The sequence below is a fragment of the Cupriavidus phytohabitans genome (assembly GCF_000426345.1).
In the GTDB taxonomy this organism is placed as follows: domain Bacteria; phylum Pseudomonadota; class Gammaproteobacteria; order Burkholderiales; family Burkholderiaceae; genus Cupriavidus.
In genome coordinates this window covers 52513-76958 of record NZ_AUFE01000012.1, presented here as the reverse complement: position 1 = coordinate 76958, position 24446 = coordinate 52513, and the positions used below count along the sequence as shown (strand labels likewise).

General features: G+C 63.8%; 22 protein-coding genes and 1 pseudogene. 16 read left to right on the top strand and 7 right to left on the bottom strand.

Going from position 1 to position 24446, the window contains the following annotated elements; all coding sequences use genetic code 11:
• The first annotated feature begins 17 nt into the window (after positions 1-17).
• From hyi to ypfJ, 5 genes are all read left to right on the top strand, one after another.
• Positions 18-800: a hydroxypyruvate isomerase gene (gene hyi, locus K309_RS0111800; protein ID WP_029046604.1), complete on the top strand. Its 783-nt coding sequence runs from the start codon at positions 18-20 to the stop codon at positions 798-800.
• An 81-nt stretch (positions 801-881) separates the two neighbouring features.
• On the top strand, positions 882-1796 hold the full coding sequence (locus tag K309_RS0111795; RefSeq protein ID WP_029046603.1) for a 2-hydroxy-3-oxopropionate reductase: 915 nt from the start codon (positions 882-884) through the stop codon (positions 1794-1796).
• A gap of 81 nt (positions 1797-1877) precedes the next feature.
• On the top strand, positions 1878-3200 hold the full coding sequence (locus tag K309_RS0111790) for a glycerate kinase type-2 family protein (protein ID WP_029046602.1): 1323 nt from the start codon (positions 1878-1880) through the stop codon (positions 3198-3200).
• Positions 3201-3274: 74 nt separating this feature from the next.
• Positions 3275-4738 (top strand): pyruvate kinase, encoded by a 1464-nt coding sequence (pyk, locus tag K309_RS0111785; RefSeq protein ID WP_029046601.1) that lies wholly within the window; start codon positions 3275-3277, stop codon positions 4736-4738.
• 236 nt (positions 4739-4974) lie between these two features.
• A complete protein-coding gene (gene ypfJ / locus K309_RS0111780) occupies positions 4975-5844 on the top strand; it encodes a KPN_02809 family neutral zinc metallopeptidase (RefSeq protein ID WP_029046600.1) in 870 nt (289 codons plus the stop codon).
• A gap of 192 nt (positions 5845-6036) precedes the next feature.
• Here the strand turns inward: ypfJ and K309_RS0111775 are convergent, their stop codons facing one another.
• The 3 genes from K309_RS0111775 to K309_RS0111765 form a co-directional block, all read right to left on the bottom strand.
• Positions 6037-6450, bottom strand: coding sequence for a hypothetical protein (locus tag K309_RS0111775; RefSeq protein WP_029046599.1), 414 nt, complete (start codon positions 6448-6450; stop codon positions 6037-6039).
• 269 nt (positions 6451-6719) lie between these two features.
• Positions 6720-7148, bottom strand: a complete 429-nt coding sequence (gene rnk / locus K309_RS0111770; protein ID WP_029046598.1) for a nucleoside diphosphate kinase regulator — start codon at positions 7146-7148, stop codon at positions 6720-6722.
• 482 nt (positions 7149-7630) lie between these two features.
• On the bottom strand, positions 7631-8092 hold the full coding sequence (locus K309_RS0111765; RefSeq protein WP_029046597.1) for a Cd(II)/Pb(II)-responsive transcriptional regulator: 462 nt from the start codon (positions 8090-8092) through the stop codon (positions 7631-7633).
• A gap of 193 nt (positions 8093-8285) precedes the next feature.
• On the opposite strand from K309_RS0111765, the gene K309_RS0111760 reads away from it, so the two are divergent.
• A complete protein-coding gene (locus tag K309_RS0111760) occupies positions 8286-8627 on the top strand; it encodes a hypothetical protein (RefSeq protein WP_035877296.1) in 342 nt (113 codons plus the stop codon).
• Between the two features lie 143 nt (positions 8628-8770).
• Positions 8771-9649 carry a protease HtpX gene (gene htpX, locus K309_RS0111755; protein WP_029046595.1) on the top strand — a complete coding sequence of 293 codons (879 nt, stop codon included), beginning with the start codon at positions 8771-8773 and terminating at the stop codon, positions 9647-9649.
• 25 nt (positions 9650-9674) lie between these two features.
• On the opposite strand, the gene arfB is transcribed toward htpX, so the two are convergent.
• On the bottom strand, positions 9675-10079 hold the full coding sequence (arfB, locus tag K309_RS0111750) for an alternative ribosome rescue aminoacyl-tRNA hydrolase ArfB (RefSeq protein WP_029046594.1): 405 nt from the start codon (positions 10077-10079) through the stop codon (positions 9675-9677).
• Positions 10080-10373: 294 nt separating this feature from the next.
• On the opposite strand from arfB, the gene K309_RS0111745 reads away from it, so the two are divergent.
• The 3 genes from K309_RS0111745 (at position 10374) to K309_RS36430 (ending at position 14331) form a co-directional block, all read left to right on the top strand.
• Positions 10374-12125, top strand: coding sequence for a diguanylate cyclase (locus K309_RS0111745; protein WP_029046593.1), 1752 nt, complete (start codon positions 10374-10376; stop codon positions 12123-12125).
• Between the two features lie 533 nt (positions 12126-12658).
• The gene (locus tag K309_RS0111740; protein WP_029046592.1) at positions 12659-13459 is read left to right on the top strand and encodes a HipA family kinase; all 801 of its coding nucleotides are present in this window, start codon (positions 12659-12661) and stop codon (positions 13457-13459) included.
• Positions 13456-14331 (top strand): DUF3037 domain-containing protein, encoded by an 876-nt coding sequence (locus K309_RS36430; RefSeq protein WP_035877270.1) that lies wholly within the window; start codon positions 13456-13458, stop codon positions 14329-14331. Before K309_RS0111740 ends, K309_RS36430 begins: the two co-directional genes overlap by 4 nt.
• Before the next feature lie 57 nt (positions 14332-14388).
• On the opposite strand, the gene K309_RS0111730 is transcribed toward K309_RS36430, so the two are convergent.
• Positions 14389-15021: a hypothetical protein gene (locus K309_RS0111730; protein WP_029046590.1), complete on the bottom strand. Its 633-nt coding sequence runs from the start codon at positions 15019-15021 to the stop codon at positions 14389-14391.
• Positions 15022-16460: 1439 nt separating this feature from the next.
• Here K309_RS0111730 and K309_RS43945 point away from each other — a divergent pair.
• Positions 16461-16541: pseudogene (locus K309_RS43945) on the top strand (SEC-C metal-binding domain-containing protein); the annotation flags it as partial.
• A 1550-nt stretch (positions 16542-18091) separates the two neighbouring features.
• Here K309_RS43945 and K309_RS0111715 read toward each other — a convergent pair.
• Together K309_RS0111715 and K309_RS0111710 are read right to left on the bottom strand one after the other, a co-directional pair.
• Positions 18092-19120 carry a phage portal protein gene (locus K309_RS0111715; protein WP_029046589.1) on the bottom strand — a complete coding sequence of 343 codons (1029 nt, stop codon included), beginning with the start codon at positions 19118-19120 and terminating at the stop codon, positions 18092-18094.
• Positions 19117-20898, bottom strand: coding sequence for a terminase ATPase subunit family protein (locus K309_RS0111710; protein WP_029046588.1), 1782 nt, complete (start codon positions 20896-20898; stop codon positions 19117-19119). The genes K309_RS0111715 and K309_RS0111710 overlap by 4 nt, the downstream gene beginning before the upstream one ends.
• Before the next feature lie 137 nt (positions 20899-21035).
• Here K309_RS0111710 and K309_RS0111705 point away from each other — a divergent pair, with 137 nt between their 5' ends.
• From K309_RS0111705 to K309_RS0111685, 5 genes are all read left to right on the top strand, one after another.
• On the top strand, positions 21036-21869 hold the full coding sequence (locus K309_RS0111705) for a GPO family capsid scaffolding protein (protein WP_029046587.1): 834 nt from the start codon (positions 21036-21038) through the stop codon (positions 21867-21869).
• A 47-nt stretch (positions 21870-21916) separates the two neighbouring features.
• Complete coding sequence (locus tag K309_RS0111700) at positions 21917-22942, top strand: phage major capsid protein, P2 family (protein ID WP_029046586.1); 1026 nt, start codon at positions 21917-21919, stop codon at positions 22940-22942.
• Entirely contained in the window at positions 22939-23661 is a 723-nt protein-coding gene (locus K309_RS0111695) for a phage terminase small subunit (protein WP_029046585.1), read from the top strand. The genes K309_RS0111700 and K309_RS0111695 overlap by 4 nt, the downstream gene beginning before the upstream one ends.
• Positions 23662-23775: 114 nt before the next feature.
• Complete coding sequence (locus K309_RS0111690; protein ID WP_029046584.1) at positions 23776-24243, top strand: head completion/stabilization protein; 468 nt, start codon at positions 23776-23778, stop codon at positions 24241-24243.
• Positions 24243-24446: a tail protein X gene (locus tag K309_RS0111685; RefSeq protein ID WP_029046583.1), complete on the top strand. Its 204-nt coding sequence runs from the start codon at positions 24243-24245 to the stop codon at positions 24444-24446. The genes K309_RS0111690 and K309_RS0111685 overlap by 1 nt, the downstream gene beginning before the upstream one ends.

The window sequence follows — 24446 nt, the reverse complement described above, 5'->3', positions numbered from 1 at the left end:
GTCACAGGAGATGACAAATGACCAAACTTGCGGCCAACCTCACCATGCTGTTCAACGAAGTGGGCTTTCTCGACCGCTTCGAAGCCGCCGCGCGCGCGGGCTTCCGCGGCGTGGAGTTCCTCTTCCCGTATGCATTCCACGCGGACCAGATCGCTGACCGCCTGAACCGCTTCCAGCTGGACCTGGTGCTGCACAACCTGCCCGCCGGCAAGTGGGACGCGGGCGAGCGCGGCATTGCCTGCCACCCGGACCGCGTCGGCGAGTTCCAGGACGGCGTGGGCGAGGCCATCAAGTACGCCAAGGTGCTGGGCGTGCGCCAGCTGAACTGCCTGGTCGGCATCCTGCCGCAGAACGTGAAGCGCGAGCAGGCGCAGGAGACGCTGGTGGAAAACCTGCGCTTCGCCGCCGGCGCGCTTGCCGCCGAGCATATCGACCTGCTGGTCGAGCCGATCAACACCTTCGACATCCCCGGCTTCTTCCTGTCGCGCACTCAGCAGGCGCTGGACCTGATCAACCAGGTCAACGCGCCCAACCTGTACGTGCAGTACGACATCTACCACATGCAGCGGATGGAAGGCGAGATCGCCAACACCATCAAGGCCAACCTGCCGAAGATCAGGCACATCCAGCTGGCCGACAACCCGGGCCGCAACGAACCGGGCACGGGCGAGCTGAACTACCAGTACCTGTTCAAGTTCCTGGACGAGATCGGCTACACCGGCTGGATCGGGTGCGAGTACAAGCCGAAGACCACCACCGAAGCCGGCCTGGGCTGGCGCGCCGCGCACGGCGTGCAGTAACCGCTACGGTATTCCCGGTGGTAACCCGTTACCACCTACGCGAACCAAGACAGACTTACTCTCAAGCAAGGAGACATCAATATGGCAAACCAACGCAACGTCGGCTTCATCGGCCTGGGCATCATGGGCGCACCGATGGCGGGCCACCTGCGTGCCGCCGGCCACACGCTGTTCGTGCATGACGTCAACCCGGCCCCGCAAGCGCTGGTCGATGCAGGCGTGACCGTCTGCACCAGCGCCGAGGAAGTCGCCAAGCGTGCCGACATCATCGTCATCATGGTGCCGGACACGCCGCACGTCGAAGCCGTGCTGTTTGCCGACAAGGGCGTTGCCGCCGCGCTGAAGGCCGCCGGCAAGGAAGCCAGCTACAGCAAGATCGTGGTCGACATGAGCTCGATCTCGCCGATCGCCACCAAGGACTTCGCCGCGCGTATCAACAAGCTGGGCGCCTCGTACCTGGATGCACCGGTGTCGGGCGGTGAAGTCGGCGCCAAGGCCGCATCGCTGACGATCATGGTCGGCGGCCCGCAAGAGGCCTTCGACCAGGTCAAGCCGCTGTTCGAGCTGATGGGCAAGAACGTCACGCTGGTGGGCGGCAACGGCGACGGCCAGACCACCAAGGTGGCCAACCAGATCATCGTCGCGCTGAACATCCAGGCGGTGTCCGAAGCCCTGCTGTTTGCCTCCAAGGCCGGCGCCGATCCGGCCAAGGTGCGCGAGGCGCTGATGGGCGGCTTCGCTGCCTCGCGCATCCTGGAAGTGCACGGCGACCGCATGGTCAAGCGCACCTTCGATCCGGGCTTCCGCATCGAACTGCACCAGAAGGACCTGAACCTGGCGCTGCAGGGTGCCAAGGCGCTGGGCGTGGCACTGCCCAACACCGCCACCGCGCAGGAGCTGTTCAACACCTGTTCGGCCAACGGCCTGGGCAAGCAGGACCACTCGGCCCTGTGCCGCGCGATCGAGATCATGTCTAACCACCAGATCGCCAAGTAAGCAGTGCCCCAGTCGTCCCCGCCCCGCGGGGACGACTAGCTTTCGCAGTCAGCCAGTACCCCGTCAGCACCAGGATTCTTCATGCTCGTCACCGAACCCCAAGCCGCCCTGCTGTCGCCCCAGCGCACGGCAGCCCATCCCGGACAGATCCATCCGCGCGCGCTGCTGCGCGACCTGTTCGATACCGCGGTCGCTTCCGTCAGCGCCAGCCACTGCCTGCCGCCGCACCTGCCCGCGCCGCCCAGGGGCCGCACCGTGGTGATCGGCGCCGGCAAGGCCGCCGCAGCGATGGCGCAGGCAGTGGAAGCGAACTGGCAAGGCGAGCTGTCGGGCCTGGTGGTGACGCGCTATGGCCACGGCGCGGAGTGCAAGCGGATCGAGGTGGTCGAAGCCGCCCACCCCGTTCCCGATGAAGCCGGTGCGCGCGCCGCGCAGCGCATGGTGGAACTGGTGCAGGGCCTGGGCGCCGACGACCTGGTGCTGTGCCTGATTTCCGGCGGCGGCTCCGCGCTGCTGGCCGCTCCGGCGCCGGGCCTGACGCTGGCCGACAAGCAGTCCGTGAACAAGGCGCTGCTCAAGAGCGGCGCGAGCATCGGCGAGATGAACTGCGTGCGCAAGCACCTGTCCGCGCTCAAGGGCGGACGCCTGGCGCTGCACTGCGCGCCGGCGCGCGTGGAAACGCTGCTGATTTCCGATATTCCCGGCGATGACCCGACCCTCATCGCCAGCGGCCCGACGCTGCCGGATGCGACCACCTGCGCCGATGCGCTGGCCGTGATCGCCAAGTACGGCATCGACGTGCCCGCCAACGTGCGCGCCCACCTGGAGAGCGGTGCCGGCGAGACGCCCAAGCCGGGCGATGCGCGTTTCGAAGGCCATCGCAATGTGACGCTGGCCACCGCGCAGCAATCGCTGGAGGCCGCCGCTGCGCGTGCGCGCGAACTGGGCTTCGAGGCCCATATCCTGTCCGACTGCATTGAAGGCGAAGCGCGCGAAGTGGCCGAAGTCCACGCCGCCATCGCGCGCCAGGTCGCGCAGCGCGGCCAGCCCTTCAGCAAGCCGTGCGTGCTGCTGTCCGGCGGCGAAACCACCGTGACCGTGCGCGGCAAGGGCCGCGGCGGGCGCAATGCCGAGTTCCTGCTGGCGCTGGCGGTGGCGCTCGACGGCCTGCCCGGCGTGCATGCGATCGCCGGCGATACCGATGGCATCGATGGCTCGGAAGACAACGCCGGCGCGCTGCTGTCGCCCGACACGCTGACCCGCGCCGCAGCGCGTGGACTGAACGCGCGCGCTCACCTTGAGAACAACGACGGCTACGGCTTCTTCGCCGGCGTGGACTACCTGATCGTCACCGGCCCGACCCGCACCAACGTGAACGACTTCCGCGCGATCCTGATCGTCTGACGATCGCCGCCAACGTAGTACCGACTGACTCGCGGCGCCGACGCGCCGCTACCGAGAATGGAAGAGGAGACATCATGAGACGCCAGCGCAAAGCGAAGATCGTGGCCACGCTCGGCCCCGCCAGCACCGACATCGCGTTGATCCGCGCGCTGTTCGATGCCGGCGCGGACGTGTTCCGCCTGAACTTCAGCCACGGCACGCACGAGGACCACCGCGCGCGCTACGACGCGGTGCGCCAGGTCGAGGCCGAGACCGGCCGCCCCATCGCCGTGCTGGCCGACCTGCAAGGCCCCAAGCTGCGCATTGGCACCTTCGCCGCGGGCAAGGTCGCGGTGCGCACCGGCGACGTGTTCGTGCTCGACAGCGATCCCACGCCGGGCGACGGCACCCGCGTCTACCTGCCGCACCCCGAGCTGTTCGAAGCCGCGCAGCCGGGCCAGTCGCTGCTGATCGATGACGGCAAGGTGCGCCTGGCGATCGAGTCGGTGACCACCGGCACCATCACCACGCGCGTGGCCAACAACGGCACGCTGTCCGATCGCAAGGGCGTGAACGTGCCCGACGCGGTGATCCCCATCCCCGCGCTGACGGCGAAGGACCGCAAGGACCTGGACTTCGCGCTGTCGCTGGGTGCTGACTGGATCGGCCTGTCGTTCGTGCAGCGTCCGTCCGATATCGTCGAGGCGCGCGAGATCGTCGGCACCCGTGCCGGCATCCTGTCCAAGATCGAGAAGCCGGCCGCGCTGCAGCAGCTGGAAGAGATCGTGCGCGTGTCCGATTCGGTGATGGTGGCGCGCGGCGACCTCGGCGTGGAACTGCCGCCCGAGCGCGTGCCCGGCGTGCAGAAGCGCATCCTGCGCGTGTGCCGCCAGCTGGGCAAGCCGGTCGTCATCGCCACGCAGATGCTGGAATCGATGATCGACTCGCCGGTGCCGACGCGCGCCGAAGCGTCGGACGTGGCCAGCGCGATCTACGAAGGCGCCGATGCGGTGATGCTGTCGGCCGAGTCGGCCAACGGCCGCTACCCGGTGCAGGCGGTGTCGATGATGAACCGCATCGTCACCGAGGTCGAGCGCGACCCGCTGTACCGCAACCTGCTCGACGCGCAGCACGAGACGCCGCTGAACACGCGCCAGGATGCGATCTGCGCCGCGCTGCGCGAAGTCACGCAGATCATCGGCGCGGCGGCGACGGTGACCTATACGTCGTCGGGCGCCACCGCGCTGCGCGCCGCGCGCGAGCGGCCGTGCGCGCCGATCGTCAGCATCACGCCGAACCTGGAGATCGCGCGCCGGCTGGCGATCGCATGGGGCATCCACTCCACCGTGAGCCCGGACGTGCAGAGCGTCGACGAGATGGTCGATGCCGCGACGCGCGCGGCACTGGCGGAGGGCTACGCCGCGCCTGGCGACCAGATCACCATCGCGGCTGGCATGCCGTTCGGCCAGGGCGGCACGACCAACCTGCTGCGCGTGGCGGAAGTCGGCGCCAGCGCGGTGGCCACGACCTCGTCCACGCGGGAAGCCGCATTGGCCTAGCCCCCGCACCAACGTTCCGTCCCGGAACGTTCAGGCAGTGACCGGACCGGGCGCAAGCCCGGTTTCTTATGTTTGCCGCACACCGCCCGCGTTGCCCGTCTCCAGGGTGATCGGGTGGTGTTTTTTTTGGGACGTGCAATGCTCCGAAGGTGCCCTGCGGCGCCGTTGCTATACTGACTCCTACCCGGCCCAGCGCCGGATTCACACATCACATTTCCGCCCCAGGAGCCCGCAACATGCGTCTCGATGACGAAGCCGAAAGCCAGCACGTAGAAGACCGCCGCGGCGGATTCGGCGGGTTGGGCGGCAAGTCGATCGGCATCGGCACGGTCATCATCGCACTGGCCGCGTCGTATTTCTTCGGCATCGACCCGATGCTGATCATGCAGGGCGCATCGGTGCTGCAAGGCTCGGGGCCGCAGCAGCAGCAACAGCAGGCCAGCCGCCCGCCGGCCACCGACCAGATGACGGTCTTCACGCGCAAGGTGCTGGGCAATACCGAGCGCACCTGGCAACACATCTTCGAAACCGAGCTGAACCGGCGCTACGCGCCCCCGACGCTGGTACTGTTCTCCGGCGCCACGCCGACCGCGTGCGGCACCGGCCAGTCTGCGATGGGCCCGTTCTACTGCCCCGGCGACCAGAAGGTCTATATCGACCTGGCGTTCTATGACGAACTGCGCAAGCGCTTCGGCGCCGGTGGCGACTTTGCCCAGGCTTACGTGATCGCGCACGAGATCGGCCATCATGTGCAGAACTTGCTGGGTGTGTCCGAAAAGGTCGACGCCGCCCGCCGCCGCATGGGCGAGGCGCAGTTCAACCAGCTGTCGGTGCGCATGGAACTGCAGGCCGACTGCCTGGCCGGCGTCTGGGCCGCCACCGCACAGCGCGCCAACCAGCAACTGCTGGAACCGGGCGATATCGAGGAAGGCCTGAAGGCCGCCGCCGCGATCGGCGATGACCGGCTGCAGCGCCAGTCGCAGGGCTATGTCGTGCCCGAGGCCTTTACCCACGGCTCCAGCGAGCAGCGCGTGCGCTGGCTGCGCCGCGGCATCGAATCGGGCGACGTCCGCAAGTGCGACACCTTCGCCGCGCGCGAACCATGAGGCCTTAGCCCGGCACGGCACCCGCCCCGCAGGCGTGCGGCAAACAGGAAAGGGGGAGAAAAACGCCTGCCAGGCGAAGAGAGAAGGAGGAGGAGGTCGGCCGGGCAGGCGGGAGAGAAAACGTGCGGCCACCGTGGGTGGCCGCTTCAGGTCGGGTGAGGACCGGAAAGTTCAGGCGTTCGGCTGCGCCGCTCAGACGCGATAGCCGTACAGCGAGCCGTCACCGGTGCGCGAGTTGTCGAGCGCGCGGTCAGCGATATCGCCGCTGAAGGTGTGCGTCCCTTCGCTGAAGGTGTCGAACTTGCCTTGCTTGGAGATCTCGCCGCTGAAGGTATGCGTGCCTTCGGTAAAGGTGTCGAACTTGCCACCCTGGCGCGAGCCTTCCGAGTACACATCGAAGCGGCCAGTGCGGGCGCCATCGGTGTATGTATCGAACTTGCCTTGCTTGGCGCCGTCCGTGTACACGTCATACTTGCCGGCGCGCAGCGCATCGGCATACACATCAAACTTGCCGACCTTGCTGGTGGCGGGGGCAGCCAACGCCGCAGCGGACGCGGCCACTGCCGCGAACACAAGCGCGCCGCCAAGGATACGTCTGGCGATCATTTCGGGACTCCTTCAACTGATTTCGTCTGTCTTATTTTCTGGCCGGGTGAAGCTCCGACCGCCCGGCAATCTACGTTGCGATACGAGCACGGACTGAAGATTAGTCACAGTGCGCGCAAGCAGAAATGCCGCTGCGACGAATGGTGCGTTGCGAGTCGTGAAACGACTCGCTTGCCGATGAATGGTGTCCAGGGAGCGCCGGTCGCACGCACGCGGCGCGGCGTGCGTGTGGCTTGTCCGGCATGTGCTGGCGCTGGCGCGGCGGCCGCTCAGAGTGTGTACTGTCCGCTGGCCTCCGGCTGGAAAGCGATCTCGCTGATCGTCACCTGCTGCTCGCGGCCGTCGGGGAGGCGGTAGCCGACGGTCTGGCCGGCGCGAGCGCCCAGCAACGCCTGGCCGACCGGCGACAGCACCGACAGCCGGCCGGCGTCGAAGTCGGCCGCATCCGGATAGACCAAGGTCCAGTTGCGCGGCGACGGATCGCCCGGCAGGGTGCACACCAGCCGCGAGTTCATGGTGACCACATCGGTCGGGATTTCATCCGGCGCGACGATGGTGGCGCGCGCCAGCAGGCTGTCGAGCATGTCCTCGAGCTGGGCAGAGCCGGCGCGGCTGGCGATGCGCTCAAGGCGCGTGACATCGAGTTCGGTCAGGTACAGCGACACGGATTGTGCGGATTGCTTCTTGGTGGACTTCACGGCGGATCCTCCGGCAGTCATGGGTTGGCGCGGCCCGGCCGCATGACAAGTGGCAGGCGGCAGCGCGGTCAAGTCTTGGCTTTGCGCAGCAGCGCGGATATCAACGGTGCCGGCGACGGTATATCAGTCGCCGGCAACCATGGAGAGGCTGGCTCGGGCCCGGTTCGGCCCGGGCCCCGTGGTGGGAGACAGTCAGGCTGGGAACCGGGCGGATGCAGGCGGTGCGCTGATCCGGCGGGGGGACATGGCGAACGCGGACGCGCCCGGACGGCCGGTCCGCTGCAGGCGGACAGGCACGTCATTCATCGGCGTCAGGCGATCGTTCACGGTCATGCGGAAAGGATTGGTGTGCGGCGGCCATTCAGCCGTAAGGCCTGCGAGGCAAGTCATCACTTACTATGCAAGGCGCCGACCGGGTTCGTGCACTGCTGTGGTGCGGTCACGGTGACAGCCATCGTAGCACAGGGGCGCGCCCGCGTACCTCACCCATTGGCGGCATGCCCGGCATCCTGCGCGGGCGAATGGCATTCACAGGCGGCCCCGGCGGCGGCCTGCTGCAGGTTCTGCAGGATGCCGCACTCGCTGGCGGGCTGGTGGTGATGGTGGTGGCAGGTTTCGCGCAGTGCGCGCAGCTGGCCTTCCAGCGCCTCCAGCGCCACCCGTTGCGCGTGGATCTGCGCGATCTGGCGGTCAAGCAGCGTGTTGATGTCGTCACAGTCCTGCGACGGGTTGCGCTCGAACTCGCGCAGCCGCCGCACGTCCGACAGGCTCATGCCGAGCGAGCGGCAATGGCGCACAAAATTCAGCTGCACCAGGTGGCCGTCGTCATAGCGCCGGTAGCCGTTGGCCTCGCGCCGCGGGGCGTCGAGCAGCCCCTCGCGCTCGTAATAGCGGATGGTCTCGACATCGCAGCCGCTGGTACGGGAAAGTTCGCCGATACGCATGGTAGAAGTCCTGTCTTGGGTGGCCAAATCCCTGTAATCACTCCAGGGTTTTGGCTAGTGTAGGGCAGTCCGAGCAAGCTTGCAGCGGCGTGCCGCAACCGGCGCCGCCGTCTTGGCGCATCCTGTAGAATCCCTCAACACCTACCGATAAGTCGTCCCCCAAGTGCGTTCGCTCCGGCTTCTGCTGCTGGTCATGATGCTGGCCTTCCTGCCCCTTCCGGGCTGGGCGGGTGCGCTCGCGCACGCCGTGGGTACGATGAGCGACGGGCTGGTGGCGTCCGCCGCCGCACCGGCTGCAAGCGCTGCCGACGACATGGCCGGCGATGCCGAACAAGCCGCACCGGCAGATGCTGCGCCTGCGCCCGAATCCTCCGAACCGCAACCGCTGCCCGGCGCCGACCTTGCCGAGCAGTTGCTGCCGGCATCTCCTCTGCGCCTCGCAGCGTGGGCGGGCCGCTCCGGCCCGCCGCGCTACGCCGGCGCCCCGCTGCCCGAACCCGACCTGCCGCTGCTGCCCCGCCCGCCGCGGGCCTGAGCGTGCGGCCGCGGTTGTCCGCGTCCGCCGTTTCCCGCGCGCCGTGCCGCGAGTGCGGTGCGCACTTGCGACTTGCCGCATCCCGCCGCAGTTGCTCTACTGTTGCTCCACTTCGATTGCACTCGACTGCATTCCATACACACATGAAACGCGTACTGCTTTTCCTGGCGACCAACATCGCCGTCATGATCGTCCTCAGCATCACCGCCAGCGTGCTCGGCGTGAACCGGTTCCTGACCGCCAACGGCTTGAACCTGGGTACGCTGCTGGCCTTTGCGGCACTGATGGGCTTTGGCGGCGCGTTTATCTCGCTGCTGATGTCCAAGACCATCGCCAAGTGGTCCACCGGCGCGCAGGTCATCACCCACCCGAGCACCAGCACCGAGCTGTGGCTGGTGCAGACGGTGGAAAAGCTGGCGCAGCGCGCCGGCCTGCCCATGCCAGAGGTGGCGATCTACGACGGCGAGCCCAACGCCTTCGCCACCGGCGCGACCAAGAACAGCTCGCTGGTGGCGGTGTCCACCGGCCTGCTGCAATCGATGTCGCACGAGGAAGTGGAGGCGGTGCTGGCACACGAGGTCGCGCACGTGGCCAACGGCGACATGGTCACGCTGACGCTGATCCAGGGCGTGGTCAACACCTTCGTCATCTTCCTGGCGCGCGTGGTCGGCTACTTCGTCGATTCGATGCTGCGCAAGAACGACGAGGAATCGAGCGGCCCCGGCATCGGCTACATGGTGACGGTGATCGTCTGCGAGATCGTGTTCGGCATCCTGGCCAGCATCATCGTGGCGTGGTTCTCGCGACACCGCGAATTCCGCGCCGATGCCGGCGCCGCGGGCCTGATGGGATCGCCCACGCCGATGGTCTCGGCGTTGCGCCGGCTGGGCGGCCTGGAGCCGGACGGATTGCCGCAGAACATGCAGGCCATGGGCATTGCCGGCGGCAAATCGTGGATGGCGCTGTTCTCCAGCCATCCGCCGATCGAGGAACGCATTGCCGCGCTGCAGTCCGCGCGCTGACCTGAGGCTTGCCCCATAAGCGGGGCTAGTCGAACACCCTGCCGCGCAGCGCCTTGACCTGGCTGCGCTGGCTCTTGCCTTCCAGCCTGCGCTGGCGCGATGCCAGCGTCGGACGCGTGGCACGCCGCACGCGCGGCGGCGTGGCCGCGCTGCGCACCAGCTCATGCAGGCGCCGCACCGCTTCGTCGCGGTTCTGCTCGAGGCTGCGGAATTGCTGCGCCTTGATCACCACCACGCCATCGCGGGTGATGCGGTGATCGTGCAAGGCCAGAAGACGTTCCTTATGGTCAGGTGGCAGCGAGGAAGTCCGCACGTCATAACGCAGATGCACGGCGTTGGACACCTTGTTGATGTTCTGGCCGCCTGCGCCTTGCGCGCGGATCGCAGTGATCTGGAATTCGTGGTGGGGAATGACTAGTTCGTCGACCATGGCTGCATCATAGCAAGCCGGCCCCGCGCGCAGTTGACGCGGCAAGCTCCTTGGGTCATGAAGCTTTTCGCGTCGGGATAAAGTGCGCGTCGCGATTTCCGTGCCTGTAGTGACGATATCCATTTCCGGATAGTCTCGATCATTTCTTATTTGGCAATGACATATCAATGTCCTTTGCCTTTTATTCCAGATGACACATGATAAGTTCAGCTTTCGCTGAACTCCGCGCCCACGAACCCGATCGCGAATGCTACAGGCTGCGTGCACGGATTCAGGAAACCCCTGGAGTCACTCATGCGCCCCCGCCTTTCCGCACTGCTCGACCGCCTATGGGAGCAGGCAGTGCGTACGCCGCAACGCTTCGTGGTGCTGTCCTTTGCTGCCGCTTCCGTGCTACTGCTGGTCATTTCCGTACACGGCCTGGTAGTGCTGCGCGACCACGAAGTGCAGACCCTGCAGCAAACCCAGCAACTGCAAGTGGCTGGCATCAGCTCGGTGCTGAACGTGGAATCCGAGCGGCTGCGCAGCGTGCGCAATTTCGCCCAGCACCTGATCCGCCTGCAGATGGGCCCGCACGCGGTTGAAGTCGACCCGCCGCTGCAAGCTGCCTACGCGCACCGCAACGATGACCTGTGGCAACTGCCGGCACCTGAAGGCGATGCGGCGCTGCTGGGCGTCGGCCCGCGCCTGCTGGAAGGCATGGACGGCTTTTACCGCCGCGACGAAGACCTGCTGCCCGGCCTGTACGTGGCACGCGGCCTCAGCCAGCTGTTGAGCGCGGAGCCGGTCAACCCACTGGTCACGCGCAAGCTCATGTACGTGTCCACCAACGGCTTCTTTGTTACCTATCCGCCGGTGCCGCCCGCGCGCGCCGCCGCCGTATTGCGACGCGTCAGCAACGCAGGCTTCATGCGCGAGCACCAGCCACACAACAATCCCGACCGCACCCTGCGCTGGCAGATAGTGCCGGCTGACGATGGCAGCGGCGACATGTACCTGACGCTGAGCCTGCCGGTCTACCTGCACGCGCAGTTCCGCGGCGTGGCAATTTCCGGCATTTCGCAACGCAGCCTGGACGCCTACCTGACCAACACCACGCGCAAGGGCGTGCGCAGCTTCCTGATCGATATCGACGGCCACCTGATCGGCGCCAGCACGCGCAACGTCAATGGTGTCGAAAAGATTGCCTCGGTCGTGCCACCCTCGTCGCGCGCCGCCACGCCCGAGGAGATGTTCAGTCGCGGCGCCGGCACGATACACCTGGCCGACGGCAGCCGCCTGATGTTCCAGCGCATCGGCAACAGCAACCTGATGCTGGTGGACTACTTCTCCGCCACGGACCTGCTGCTGCGCGCCGCCTCGCGCCTGAGCGCGGTGCTGGCGGCCAGCGCGCTGTCGCTGGCGGTGCTGCTGTGGGTCACGCTGCAGGGCTTTCGCAAGCTGTTCTCGCACTACCTCGCCCGCGGCGAAGCGCTGCGCGAACTGGCCGAGACCGACGCGCTGACGGGGCTGGCCAACCGCCGCGTGTTCGAGGCGCGATTTGCCGTCGAGCACAACCGCAGCCTGCGCGAGAAGACGCCGATGTCGATGCTGATGATAGATATCGACCGCTTCAAGCGCATCAACGACAACTGGGGCCACGCCAGCGGCGACCGCGTGCTGAGGAAGCTTGCCGATGTGGCGCGCGCGACCGTGCGGGCCATCGACGTGCCGGCGCGCATTGGCGGCGAGGAATTCGCCGTGCTGCTGCCGCACACCGGCATCGAGGAAGCGGCCCAGGCCGCCGAGCGGCTGCGCGGCATCCTTGGCCAGGCAGTATGCGAGCCGGCCCCCGATGCGGCCCACAAGGGCGAGATTCGATTTACGGTTTCCATCGGCGTATCGGATCTCGGCGCCGACGGCACCGACAACCTCGACACCATGCTGATGGTGGCGGACCGACGTCTCTACGCCGCCAAGAACGCGGGCCGCGACCGGGTAGTCAGCGACGACCGGGTGCCGGAACCGGTGGGCGACAGCGTGCCCGCCCCTGCGCCGACAGCCTGAGCGCAGCGGGAACCACCTGGTTGTTGTTGTTCGTCGTTCTGGAAATGCGGGAACCCGGATGGGATTGGCGCGCCCGGCTGGGATCGAACCAGCAACCCCTGCCTTCGGAGTTTTGGTGACGAACCAGAACGCGTTATAAATCAATGCCTTGCGCAACTCGCAAATTGCAAAATCAAGGCCAATCAAGGTCAGCAAGGGCCAATCCAGCCCAGCCTAGGTGCAATTTAGGTGCAGTCCAATTAGGGCGGTGTGATAGCGCAGAGCTTCCCGGCATCACCGCGCGCCCGGCCGCTTGATCTCCAGGTTGTCCCCGCGACCGCTCGCCCGATCGATAGGCTGACCCGGCGCGCTTGCCGACCACACCTCCATTCCAAGGGCCAGGACGTGCCCGAACAGCCACGCGCCGTCATCCACGCTATCGACTTGAAGCAGCCCGTCCGACGGGCCGCGGGACGCACTACTGACACTTCAGGGGTATGTGCCGGGCGACTCAGAAATGTAAAATTGAAGTTTTGCCTTACGGGGCTTGGCAGATGCTCGAACTGGTGACAGCCACCCGCTTCATCAAACCGATGGAAAGCGGCCGTACCGCTCCCCTACTTCTCGAGTGTGAAGGCGACGACGAACGGCCGATCGAAATCGTTACAAAGTGTTCCGCAGGGACAATGGAGGGCGTCCAAAATTTGGCGATCGAAGCTGTAGCAAGTATGCTAGCGGCCGATCTGGCTCTACCGGTTCCTGAGCCGTTCATTGTCTCGCTCACGCCAGAATTCATAGACTTGATGGCGCAGCAGGATGCTGAACGTGCTGAATTCATGCGTCGAAGCCATGCGCTGGCATTCGGTTCCCGCCGATTGCCCAATGGCTTTGTGGTGTGGGTAAAGGGCCAGACGGTTCCTGCAAATCTATGTACGGAGGCCGCGGAGATCTTCGCCTTCGATGGCATCATTGTGAACGCTGACCGACGCCCCGAAAACCCAAACTGCCTGTTCTCAGGGAGCAACCTGGCCATCTTCGATCATGAGTTGACGTTCAACTCCCACCAGGTTCTCTTTTGGCGGGCGCCGTGGGAAGACGGCGGTTTTGATAACTATGCGTCGCCTGAGCGCCACATCTTCGCCAAACCGAACCTTGCTACCTGCCCGGAGAATTTGGACAGATTCGTCCAAGCATGGGAAGATCTCCCGGACGAGCGCTTTGAAGCCTACTTCAGCGCGCTGCCGCCTGACTGGCTGCCAAGCAATGATGTTGCTGCACGGGTTATCCCTTACCTTGCTGACGTCAAGCAGAACATTCGTATCTTGGTGGATGAAGCATTAGGAGTCCTGAGATGAAAGCACGCACTCCTTATTTTTATTCTGTTCTTCGCTATATCCACGATATTGCCACCGGCGAATTTGTTAACGTCGGGGTGGTTTTACTTTCACCTCGGGAAAAGCGCGTACATTTCAAATTTCGGAAATCTCTCGGCCGAATCAGCGAAATCCTTCCGGACGTGTCCCACAGCTCGTTTAGGACGGTGATTCGTGGCGTTACCCAGAGGTTTGAATCCGTGAGAAAAGCTTACGAAGCTCCTTTAGAGCTTGACTCGCGCGAAAGCGGACTCCAAGAAATACTCATGTCCGTAGTGCCGAAAGACGACAGCGGCCTGCAATGGAGTACGATTTCTTCCGGCCTGAGTGCGGACACGGAGGCTACATTCGCGCGTCTCTATGAGCGTTATGCCGGCAAATACGACAGAGTCAAAGGCAAGCTTGGACGAACCGACGATGATGTTTGGCGCTCGTTCAAGAAGCAATTAGAAAAGCGCCATCTCCTTTCCTACTTCGAAGAGAAGACTATTCACGGGAAAAACGATGACGTGAAATTCGATCTCGCCTGGAAAAACGGTCTATGGCATTGTGTAGAGCCAGTCTCCTTTGATCTGGTGGCGGCCGATTCGATTCGTGAAAAGGCACAGAAATGCGCCGGCGAGATTGTCGGAGTGAGCGATGCTTCTGAGAAGTTCAAAATCTACCTACTATTAGCAAAGCCAAGCTCACCAGATTTAAATGATGCCTTCCATCGCGCGGTTGGTATTCTTAAGAATGTCCAAAGCGTTCCGATGGAGATCTTTCTTGAGGAAGACGAGGGGAAACTGATAGATTCGCTTGGCGAGCAAATTGAAGCGCATTCGCCCCATTCGGATGGAGCGAGACCCCATTAGGAATTGAGACAAGATCTGCGGGCCCTTAGGGCCCTTTTTTTTCCTTTCCCTTTCCTTTTACTGCGACGGCCTTCGTCCGATGCGCCCCTTCTCCCCCACTGTGAGACCCAGCGAACAAAGCATCGGCATAACGATCTGGTGATAAACCGCAGCCGCGACGTCAATGGCGTGATCTGTGGCAGCAGCTTCGCACCGGATGCCTTTATGAATAATTTCGTTTCTAAGTTCCTGAACCTTGCGACTCTCGTTGATAAGAGCGTCCTTCACCCCTTCGCGTGCCACTTGCGCAAGTTCTATGCCGGCCAGTTCTTCAAACAGCCGGGACAATAGTGCGCGATATCGGTCAAAACCAGTCTGCCCGACGGCGTACTTAACTATGACGTCTGCCAAGGCGGGACTATGTATGAGCCCATGCACGACGGGCTGTAAAACTGTTGCCTTCAGGAATAGTTCGATCGTAGTTGCGCAGTACACCACGGCCGCAGCGGCGTGTCCGTTTCCCCGAAGCTTTAGCGCTTCCTGAAGCGATTCCACCGCGGGTTGCATGACCATCGGATTGGATAGGTAGTAAGAGCAGAGGCGTTCCGTTGTGAACTCGTTTAGAGCCTGCTGCTTGTGCTCGGGATAGAGTTCCTCAGCGATGCGGTCGTACATCTCGTCCATCGCTGCGTCTGTCGCGTCATAGCTCATTGTTTTCTCCCATATTGGTAGTGCGACACGGCGGAGGTGAATTACGCTCAATCATCCGTGACGCTGCGAATGCATGCTCTTCCTTCATTGGGCTCCGAACAGCGCTTTTCATTTGGCGGCAGCTCGTGCTCGCGGGGCCGGTTCCACGCCGAACACACCGCGCAGGAACTGCTGCTGTACGGGGGCGTAGTTCGTACTCATAAGCGTCTCTTGGCCAGTCATCCCTGGCGCCGGCGGCCACCTCGGGCGATAGCCGTATCTACGTTGTCGAAAACCTCTTCTGCCCTGAGTTCGTTGCGGCCTCGCACGTCGACGTGCAGGCACGGTTCCTCGGGCAGCTCGCGCCGCAGCGCCCCAAGGATGATGTGGTAGGCCGAACTGGTCAACTTGCTGTCATACAGTGGCACGCACCTCCGGTGTCCTGTTGCGCCGGTACACGGAGCGCATCTCAGCAATCGTCAGAGGCGGCAGGAAATGGTGACCAGCCGCGCGCCGCGGCCGCGGGTCGGTCTCGCCGCCGTCGACCACCTCTTGCGCCCAAGAATGCTGTTGTGAGCGTCGGGATATCAATCGTCCGTCGGGAATAACCACTGTATAAAAACACAGTATATTCAAAGGGTGCGGCTAAAATTCGTGGGGGGTCGGGAAAAAGGTAACCTTGGTAACCTAGGCGCCGAAATCGCCCGCAAAGCCTTGCCAGATAAGGGATTGCGGGATCCAGCAAAAAGGTAATAGCGGGGTAACTTTAGGGTAACCAGATTACCTTTTCAAAAGGTAACCTTCATAGAATCCGATCCTCAATAAAATCAAAGACTTAGCGAAAGGTTACCTTTTTGGTTACCTCAGATTACCTTTTCAAGGTAACTACCCGGCCCCTTATAAATCAAAGACTTACGGCTGATTTTCGGGACTGGTTACCAAGGTTACCTTGTTCCCGACCCCCACCCGATCCTCAACTTGCCAATGACGCCACTGGCGGTGGAGGGCTCCCAGACGCACGCCAGGCAGAGGAGCACCGTCGGTATGCCGGTCGGTGCGTGCCAAGGTGCATAAATCCGCATAGATCGATGCACCCTTCCAACTGTCCGCGGCGCTAGTACTGGGGCCACGCTGGGCCGTCTATGCAGGCGCATAAAAACCACTCGATGAAGCGGGCGGGTGAGGCGGGGTCTCCACCGCGCGCCAAGGGTCAAGGTCCGAGGTCGCGGCAAAAATGAGGCGCCGTGCCCGGATGCCTCTGCCAGCTCGAAAGCGTGGCGCCACGCGGGCGTGGTGGTTGGTGACCAGGTAGTGCAGGAATCCAAAGGGATAGAGGCGCTCTACGCGCGACTATGGGAGGCCGTCAACGACTTACCGGCGACCAGGTTTTAGAACAGGTCGCACTGTGCGAAGCGGTGTGCAAGAATTCGCAGCGAACCTTCTACCAAGGAGCGGCTGCTGTGATATCAAAAGTGGGACGCAATAAACCCTGCCCATGTGGAAGCGGGAAGAAGTACAAGCGCTGCCACGGATCAATAGCATCGGCCCAGCACCGCGACATCCCAATTGGCGACTTTGCGAAAGCCATTGCTGAAATGCAAGCACAACACCAGGCAAAGGAAGCGCAGCGTATAGCGCAGCAGGGCCTAGGTAGACCGATCATCAGCACCGAGTTCGCCGGCGGTCAAGTCGTCGCTGTACGGAACAAGATCTATCACATCAAAGGGAAAACTTTCCACGATTTCCTAGGCTCGTACCTTATGGGCGTGCTCGAGCCTGCTTGGGGCAACGCTGAGTTGAAGAAACCACTGGGTGATAGACACCCCATTCTTCAGTGGTATGACAGCCTCTGTAGGCTACAGCAGCGATCTGGGCTCGATGGAAAGCGGGTACAGCAAGCAGAAGCGAATGGCGCAGCAGCTGCATGGTTACGCCTGGCATATGATCTCTATGCGATGGACCACAACGCCGAACTCCAGAGAAAGTTGGTCGGCCGACTCAAGAATCCGGACATGTTTCCCGGCGCCCGATACGAAGCCTATGTGGCAGCCGCCATGATCCGCGCGGGATTCGATATCGAGTTCGAGGATGAAGACGACCGCGCCACCACTCATTGTGAGTTCGTCGCGACGTGCAAGGCAAGTGGTAACAAGTACTCGGTAGAGGCAAAACACCGCAACCGCGGCGACGCAACAGGTGTACTGAAATTCAGGCTCGGCAAGCGGCTTCAGAAGGCGCTTCGAAAGCAAGCGGCATACCCTAGGATTGTCTTTCTCGACGTTGGCGTGCCTGACAATCAGAAAGGCAACACATTGCCGGATTTTATGCGGCACGCGTTGCAGGATCTACGTCGCTTCGAAGGCCGTTCTCTTCATGGGGAACCGCTTCCGCCGGCCTATGTGTTCCTGACGAATACGCCGTCAGAGCAAGACTTAGATGGCGAGGTGAGACGCACCGTCGTGCTCGGCGAGGGTTTCCAGATCCCGGAATTCAAGCTGGACACACCGTTCCATTCGCTGCGACAGGCATATTCAGCCTTGCAAAGGCATCAAGACATCCACAACCTGGTCGACTCAATGCGCGATCACAGTGGGGTGCCTGCGACGTTTGACGGTCAGGATCCCGAGGTCGCTTTCGGCGAAGGTCAGACGCGTCTAACTGTTGGCAACTGGTACGACATTCCGACAAGCCCGTCTGGTGATTGGGCCAAAGGGAGGCTTGTCCAGGCAGTGGTGATGGAAGCGGACCAGGCGGCAGCCGGAATTTACCAGTTGGAAGATGGAAGACAATTTATCGTGAACACACCGCTTTCTGACGCAGAGCTGCGCGCCTACAAAAGACATCCCACAACCTTCTTTGGGCGAATCGACTCCTCAGCAGGCCGCACAATCAAGGATCCGCTCGAGATGTTCATGTGGCTCCTTGACACCCATAAAGGCCTCACGCGTGAACAGCTGCTGGAAAGGATCTCCGGCTGGCCAACGTTCAACGACTACAAAGACATGCCGACTCAGGACCTTCTTGAGCTCTACGCCGAATCGATGACTTGGTCTATCTGGACAACCGAATCGAGTGCCCAGCGGACGGCCACTTAGAGCTGATAGTCTTCGAAGCGCACGATTTCCCGCCCTATCCAATCATTCACTTCCATCAACCGATCTTGCAGCGGCTTGACCTCATTCCGGGCGAAAACCATTGCCGCTTTCTCAGCGTCACCAAATCCGCCCGTGTTGTTCGGGATGATCCCAATCAACTGCGGTGGCACGCGGTGCGCGGCTAACTGGTCGTCGCGGGTCACATTCTTGATGTTCCAGAACTCATCCTTGGCGGCCACCTCCGACACCGGCAGCAGCTGAATGCCATCCTTCTTCCCACCTGGCGCGTACATGAACAGATTGCGGAAATTGCCTGGCCCTTTGGACTCCTTGAGCGCCTTGCGCAGGGTGTCTACGTCCTCCTGCTTCTGCGCGGCATCGGTCATGTACAGGATGAAGCCAGCGTGGCTGCCGTTCTTGTAGTAGCGTCGGCGGAAAAGCGTCGCAGACTCGTTGAGCCAGGTGGCATTGAGTGCTGACAGGTACTCCGGCAGGCCGTACACCTCCTGGTTGATGTCCGGCTCCAGCAAGTGAAAGATGCTACCGCCCTTGAAGGTGTGCTTGTCCTGCCAGTTCTGCACGAAGTGGTAGGTCTCCAGATCCACGCCGCGGCGCACGTACTTGGCCATGGCCGGTTCCAGTCCGACGGGCTGGCCCAGCACGTTGTCACGCCGTTCCAGATAGCCGTTGCCGAACACCAGGAAATCCTGCACCCAGCGTGCGAACGCCGAGCGCGATAAGAGTTTGTGCGGGATGAAGGTGGAGACCAGGATGTTGCGCTTCACGTAGATCGGCGAGCTGTTGTGCACGGCGGCACGGAAACTGCGCGCCAGGCCATCCCACGGCAGCGGCGGCTCGTACCAGTCGCGGACGCGCATGCATTCCACGTAATCGAGCAGCTCGCGGCGGTCCAGGACTGCCACCGGATCGCCGAAGCTGAACGCCTCCACAGAGGCGGTGCGCGCCGGTTCGGCCGTCACAGCGGCGGCGCCATTAGACGCGCCGCGGTATTTCTTGCGGGTCATGAGAACTCCAGAATGCTGGTGTTGGTGGTGGTCACGCCCTCGATCGGCTCATGGGCCAGCGCGTGCATGCACGCCCAGGCCAGATCGGCGTGGCTGGTTTCTTCCGAGCGGCCGGCCTGGTATGTCACGCGGCCGCCCGCGGCGGTGGTGGTCTTGCGGATCGACATAAACGACGCGGCAAAGTCCGTCCAGCCAGCATCGAACTCCAGCCTGCCCTTGCTGATCACGTCAGTGGCCTTGAGCACTAGGCTGGTCTTTACGTCGACCGAGTAGGTAAAGCCCTGCGCGTCGGGGCGCGCCTTGAGCACCACCTTGTAGACGGCATCACCCACGCCGGTGCGGTCGATGCCGATATAGGTCACGTTGTAGCGATCGCAGACCTTGAGGATGGCGGCGCCCTGCTCTTCATAGTCGATGCCGCGGAACTGGTGTTTCTCCAACACCCGGAACTTACCGCCGGCCACCAGCGGCGGCGCGACGACGACCAGCGCCGCGCTGTCCCCGCCCCCGCCGTTAGGGTCGTAGCCGACCCACACTTCGCGGTTGCCGAGTGGCCGCGGCGACCAGTGCCGGAAGTCATCCCACACCTCCCAGCTGTCCACCATGCACCGCATCAGCATCGACAGCGGGAACACCGATGCGGTGTCGTCAATGAAGCCGCACATCAGCAGGTTCTCGAAGTCCGCGTCGCTGTACTCGCGGCGCAGCTGCTCCAGGTCGAATAGGTTGCAGCCACCGTGCACGGCGTCCTCGACGGTCACGATCTGGCGCCACTGGCCATCGGCGCAATGCCGACCCGCGAGCAGATTGGCGTGGCTGACGTCAACCTGCACATGTTGGTCCTTCCTCCGGCCGCGGTTGAACAGCGCGCCGGACCAGAACGGGTATGCCTCATGCGCAAGGCTCGATGGCGTTGAGAAATACGTCTGCCGCCACTTCGCATGGATGGCCATGCCGGAGGCCACCTTGCGAAGCTCCTGGAAGCGCTGGATCCAGAAGTACTCGTCCAGATAAAGGTTGCCGTGGTAGCTCTGTGCCGTACGCGCGTTGGTGCCGAGGAAGTACAGCGTGGCGCCGTTGGGCAGCACGATCGGATCACCCTTCAGCTCGACCCCGGCGGCGTCCTTGGCGAACTGGATGATGTAGTGCTTGAAAACGTGGGCCTGCGCCTTGCTGGCTGACAGGAAGATCTGGTTGCGGCCGGTGGTCAGCGCGTCGATGAACGCTTCGCGGGCAAAGAACCAGGTGGCGCCGATCTGCCGGCTCTTCAGGATGTTGCGGATACGCTCGACCAGGCCGGCCTCATACCAGACGCGCTGATAGGCGAACATCGAATCCAAGAAGGCGTCGACCAGTTGCTCCTGCTCTTCATCACTGATCGCATTGCGCTCGGGCTTCTTGCGCGGCCCCTTGTTCCGGTTCGCCACCTTCGGGTTGAGATCTGCCTCGTTCCCGCTGTCCTCGTAGCGGCGCACGCGCGCCAGGCGCTCGATCTGCCGGCCCAGCAAATCGATCTCCTTGTAGTCCTTGCCCTCCTTGATCTCCTTCGCCACCAGCTGCGCCATGCGTACCTCGATGCTGGTGCCGATGCGTTCCACGGCATCCACCTTGTCCCATCCCTCGCGGCGCTTCCAGCTGTGCAAGGTCACCGGCTTGACGCCCAGCATTTCGGCGATACGCGCGACGCGATAGCCCTGCCAATAGAGCGTGCGCGCGATGCGCCGCGGTTCCATTTCAGGGTCGAACGAGTGCAGGGAAAGCGGGGGAAGCGTAGTCATGCCGCAACGCTACCGGTCGCGCGCGCGCGTGCCACGTCGCCCATGTTGTGCCAGGGATGCCCACAACAGCCCAGCGTTGCCCGCGCGCGGCACGCCGCCCAAGATGGCAGCACGACCGAACCACCAATGAGGAACCCATGGCCGGCAAGAATCCGAAGTTTTTCCGCATTGCCACCGAAGGCGCGACCAGCGACGGCCGCGTGATCGACCGCGAGATGCTGGTGCAGATGGCGGCCAGCTATGACCCCAACACCTACGGGGCACGCATCAACCTGGAACACATCCGCGGCATCGTGCCCGATGGCCCGTTCAAAGCATATGGCGACGTGCTGGCGCTCAAGACCGCAGAGGAAGGCGGCAAGATGCGCCTGTATGCGCAACTCGACCCGACGGCCGAACTGATCGCCTTCAACAAAGCGCGGCAGAAGGTCTTCTGCTCGATGGAAGTGAATCCCGATTTCGCCGACTCCGGTGAAGCGTATCTGGTCGGCCTGGCTGTTACCGACAACCCGGCAAGCCTGGGCTGCGAGATGCTGCAATTCAGCGCCAAGGCGAAGGCCAACCCCCTGGCCGAGCGCAAGCAGGATCCGAACAACCTCTTCTCCGAAGCTGTCGCCGTCGAACTGGACTTCACCGCCGAGACCGCCGTCTCCGTGCCCGCCGCCGGCTTTGCGGCGAGCATCAAGAAACTGTTCGCGCGCCAGGACAAGTCGGAAGCCGGGAACGATGCCCGCCATGCCGACACGCAGGAAGCCGTACAGACCGTTGCCAAGGAAGTGCAGACGCTGGGCGAAACCTTCACCAAGGCCATGAATGGCGTGACGAAGCGGCTGGATGCCCTGCAGGCTGATCAGGCCAAGGGCAAGGAAGAATTCAGCACGCTCAGGGGCGCGCTGGAGAAGAAGGAAGACTTCACCCGCCGCCCGCCCGCCACCGGTGGCGACGGCACCGTCATCGAAACCGACTGCTGAGCCGGCCGCCGGACAGCGACAACACCACCCATCCCGGAGCCAACTCAATGCGCAACGATACCCGCCGCCTGTACGCGGCATACGAAGCCAAAGTCGCCGAGATCAACGGCGTCGAGCGCGTGGACCGCAAGTTCAGCGTGCAGCCCAGCGTCCAGCAAAAGCTGGAAACCAAGGTGCAGGAATCCAGCGAGTTCCTCGGTCGGATCAACGTCTACGGTGTCACCGAGCAGGAAGGCGAGAAGATCGGTCTCGGCGTGTCCGGCCCGGTGGCCAGCACCACCGACACCGCGGCACAGGACCGGCAGACCAGCGATATCGCATCGCTGGATGACCGCCGCTACCGCTGCGAGCAGACCAACTCGGACACCCACATCACCTATCGCATGCTGGATGCATGGGCCAAGTTCCCCGACTTCCAGACACGGATCCGCGACGCCATCCTGCGGCGCCAGGCGCTGGACCGGATCATGATCGGCTTCAACGGCGTCAGCCGCGCCGCCACGTCCAACCGCGCGACCAATCCGATGTTGCAGGACGTCAACAAGGGCTGGCTGCAGCATCTGCGCGAGGAAGCGCCCGAGCGCGTGATCAAGGAAGGCAAGGCCGTCGGCAAGATTGTCGTGGGCGGCCCGGACACCGATGCTGCACGCGACTATGCCAGCCTCGACGCCCTGGTGTTCGACATGTGCAGCCACCTGGTGGCGCCGTGGTATGCCGAGGATCCCGACCTGGTGGTGGTGTGCGGTCGCCAGCTGCTGGCCGACAAGTATTTCCCGTTGCTGAACAAGGACCGCGACCCGACGCAGAAGCTGGCAGCGGACATCATCATGAGCCAGAAGCGCATCGGCAACCTGCCTGCGGTGCGGGTGCCCTACTTCCCGCCCGATGCGCTGCTGGTCACGCGCCTGGACAACCTGTCGATCTACTACCAGGAAGGCTCGCGCCGCCGCACGATCGTCGACAACGCCAAGCGCGACCGCATCGAGAACTACGAGTCCAACAACGACGCATACGTGGTCGAGGACCTGGCTTGCGCCGCGATGGCCGAGAACATCGAGGTGGCACAGGCATGACGAGCCCCGCCCGCAACCATTTCCTGCGCGTGAGCGCCCAGCGGGTGGCAGCCTCGGCCGAGGCCGACAACCCCCTGCGCCACGCCTCCGGCCATGAGCTGATGCTGGCGCAGCTGGCCGAGCACAAGCGCCAGCTCAAGCAGATCCAGTCGATCGAGCGCAAGGCCGACGCCAAGCGCGCCATGCTGCCCGCCTATGCAGCCTGGGTACAAGGGGTGCTGGAGGCCGACACCGGTGTGCAAGACGAGGTCTTCATGTCGGTGATGGTCTGGCACATCGACGTGGGCGACTTCGCCGGCGCGTTCCCACTGGCGCGCTACGCCATCCGGCATGGCCTGGTGATGCCCGACCAGTACCAGCGCACCACCGCCTGCCTGATCGCGGAGGAGTACTCCACCATGACGATCAAGGCCGTGGAGGCCGGACAGTCGGTCGATGTCGACACCCTGGGCGAGATCGGCGCGCTGGTCCACGACCAGGACATGCCCGACGAGGTGCGCGCCAAGTTGCACAAAGCCATTGGATACGCGCACGCTGCCCTGGTCGACACCACGGCACCCGACCGGCAGCAGGACCGGCGCGAGTTCGCCCTGCGCAACCTGCGCCGCGCCCTGGAGCTGCATGACAAGGTCGGCGTCAAGAAGGACATCGAGCGCCTCGAGCGCGAGATCAAGAACGCAGCACCGGCCGGCGCCAAGGAGGGCGACGGCCGCGGCTGACACCGAGCGTGACCCCGCGCATCAGGCGGCACGGGGCATCCGAGGGGCGCACCGGCCTCGCGCCGGCCAACCCTGCAGGTTGCCCCGTCCACCGCCTCCACGACCAGCGAACCCATGTCATCTTTCATCGCCACCGCCCCAGCGAGCGCCGGCCAGAACCTGATCGTCAACGATGGCTTCTTCCCGGACATCGAGGTTGACCAGGCGTTGGCCGCGATGCGCCAGGACGGCACTGTGACACCGGATCGCTTGCGCGCGGCCCTGGTCGAGGCGGCACTGTCGGTCAACGCGGAACTGGACGCCTGGAAGGCCGGCCAGCAGGCCGCCGGCCATGCCTCCCTGCAGGCGGTACCGGCCGCGCAGATCGACGGAAAGTCCGCCAACCTGCACCGCTACTTGCGTGCGCTGTACTGCCAGGCGCGCGCCGGGCTGATCGAGCGATACCGCGACTACGACGCCACCGCGTCCGGCAACAAGGCCGCGGAGGCGCTACTGCAGGCAGTGGATGACCTGCGCCGCGACGCCCGGTGGGCCATCAGCGACCTGCTCGGCATCACCCGCAGCACCGTGGAGCTGATCTGATGCGCGTGCGAGCCCTGCAAGGCGACACCGTCGACGCGGTATGCCAGCGCGTCTACGGGCGCACCGCCGGCGTCACCGAGGCCGTGCTTGCGGCCAATCCCGGCCTGGCCGATCTCGGTCCGGTCCTCCCCCACGGTACGGTCATCGACCTGCCCGACACCTCTCCGCAGCCGGCCGTTCAGCGCGTGCAGCTGTGGGACTGA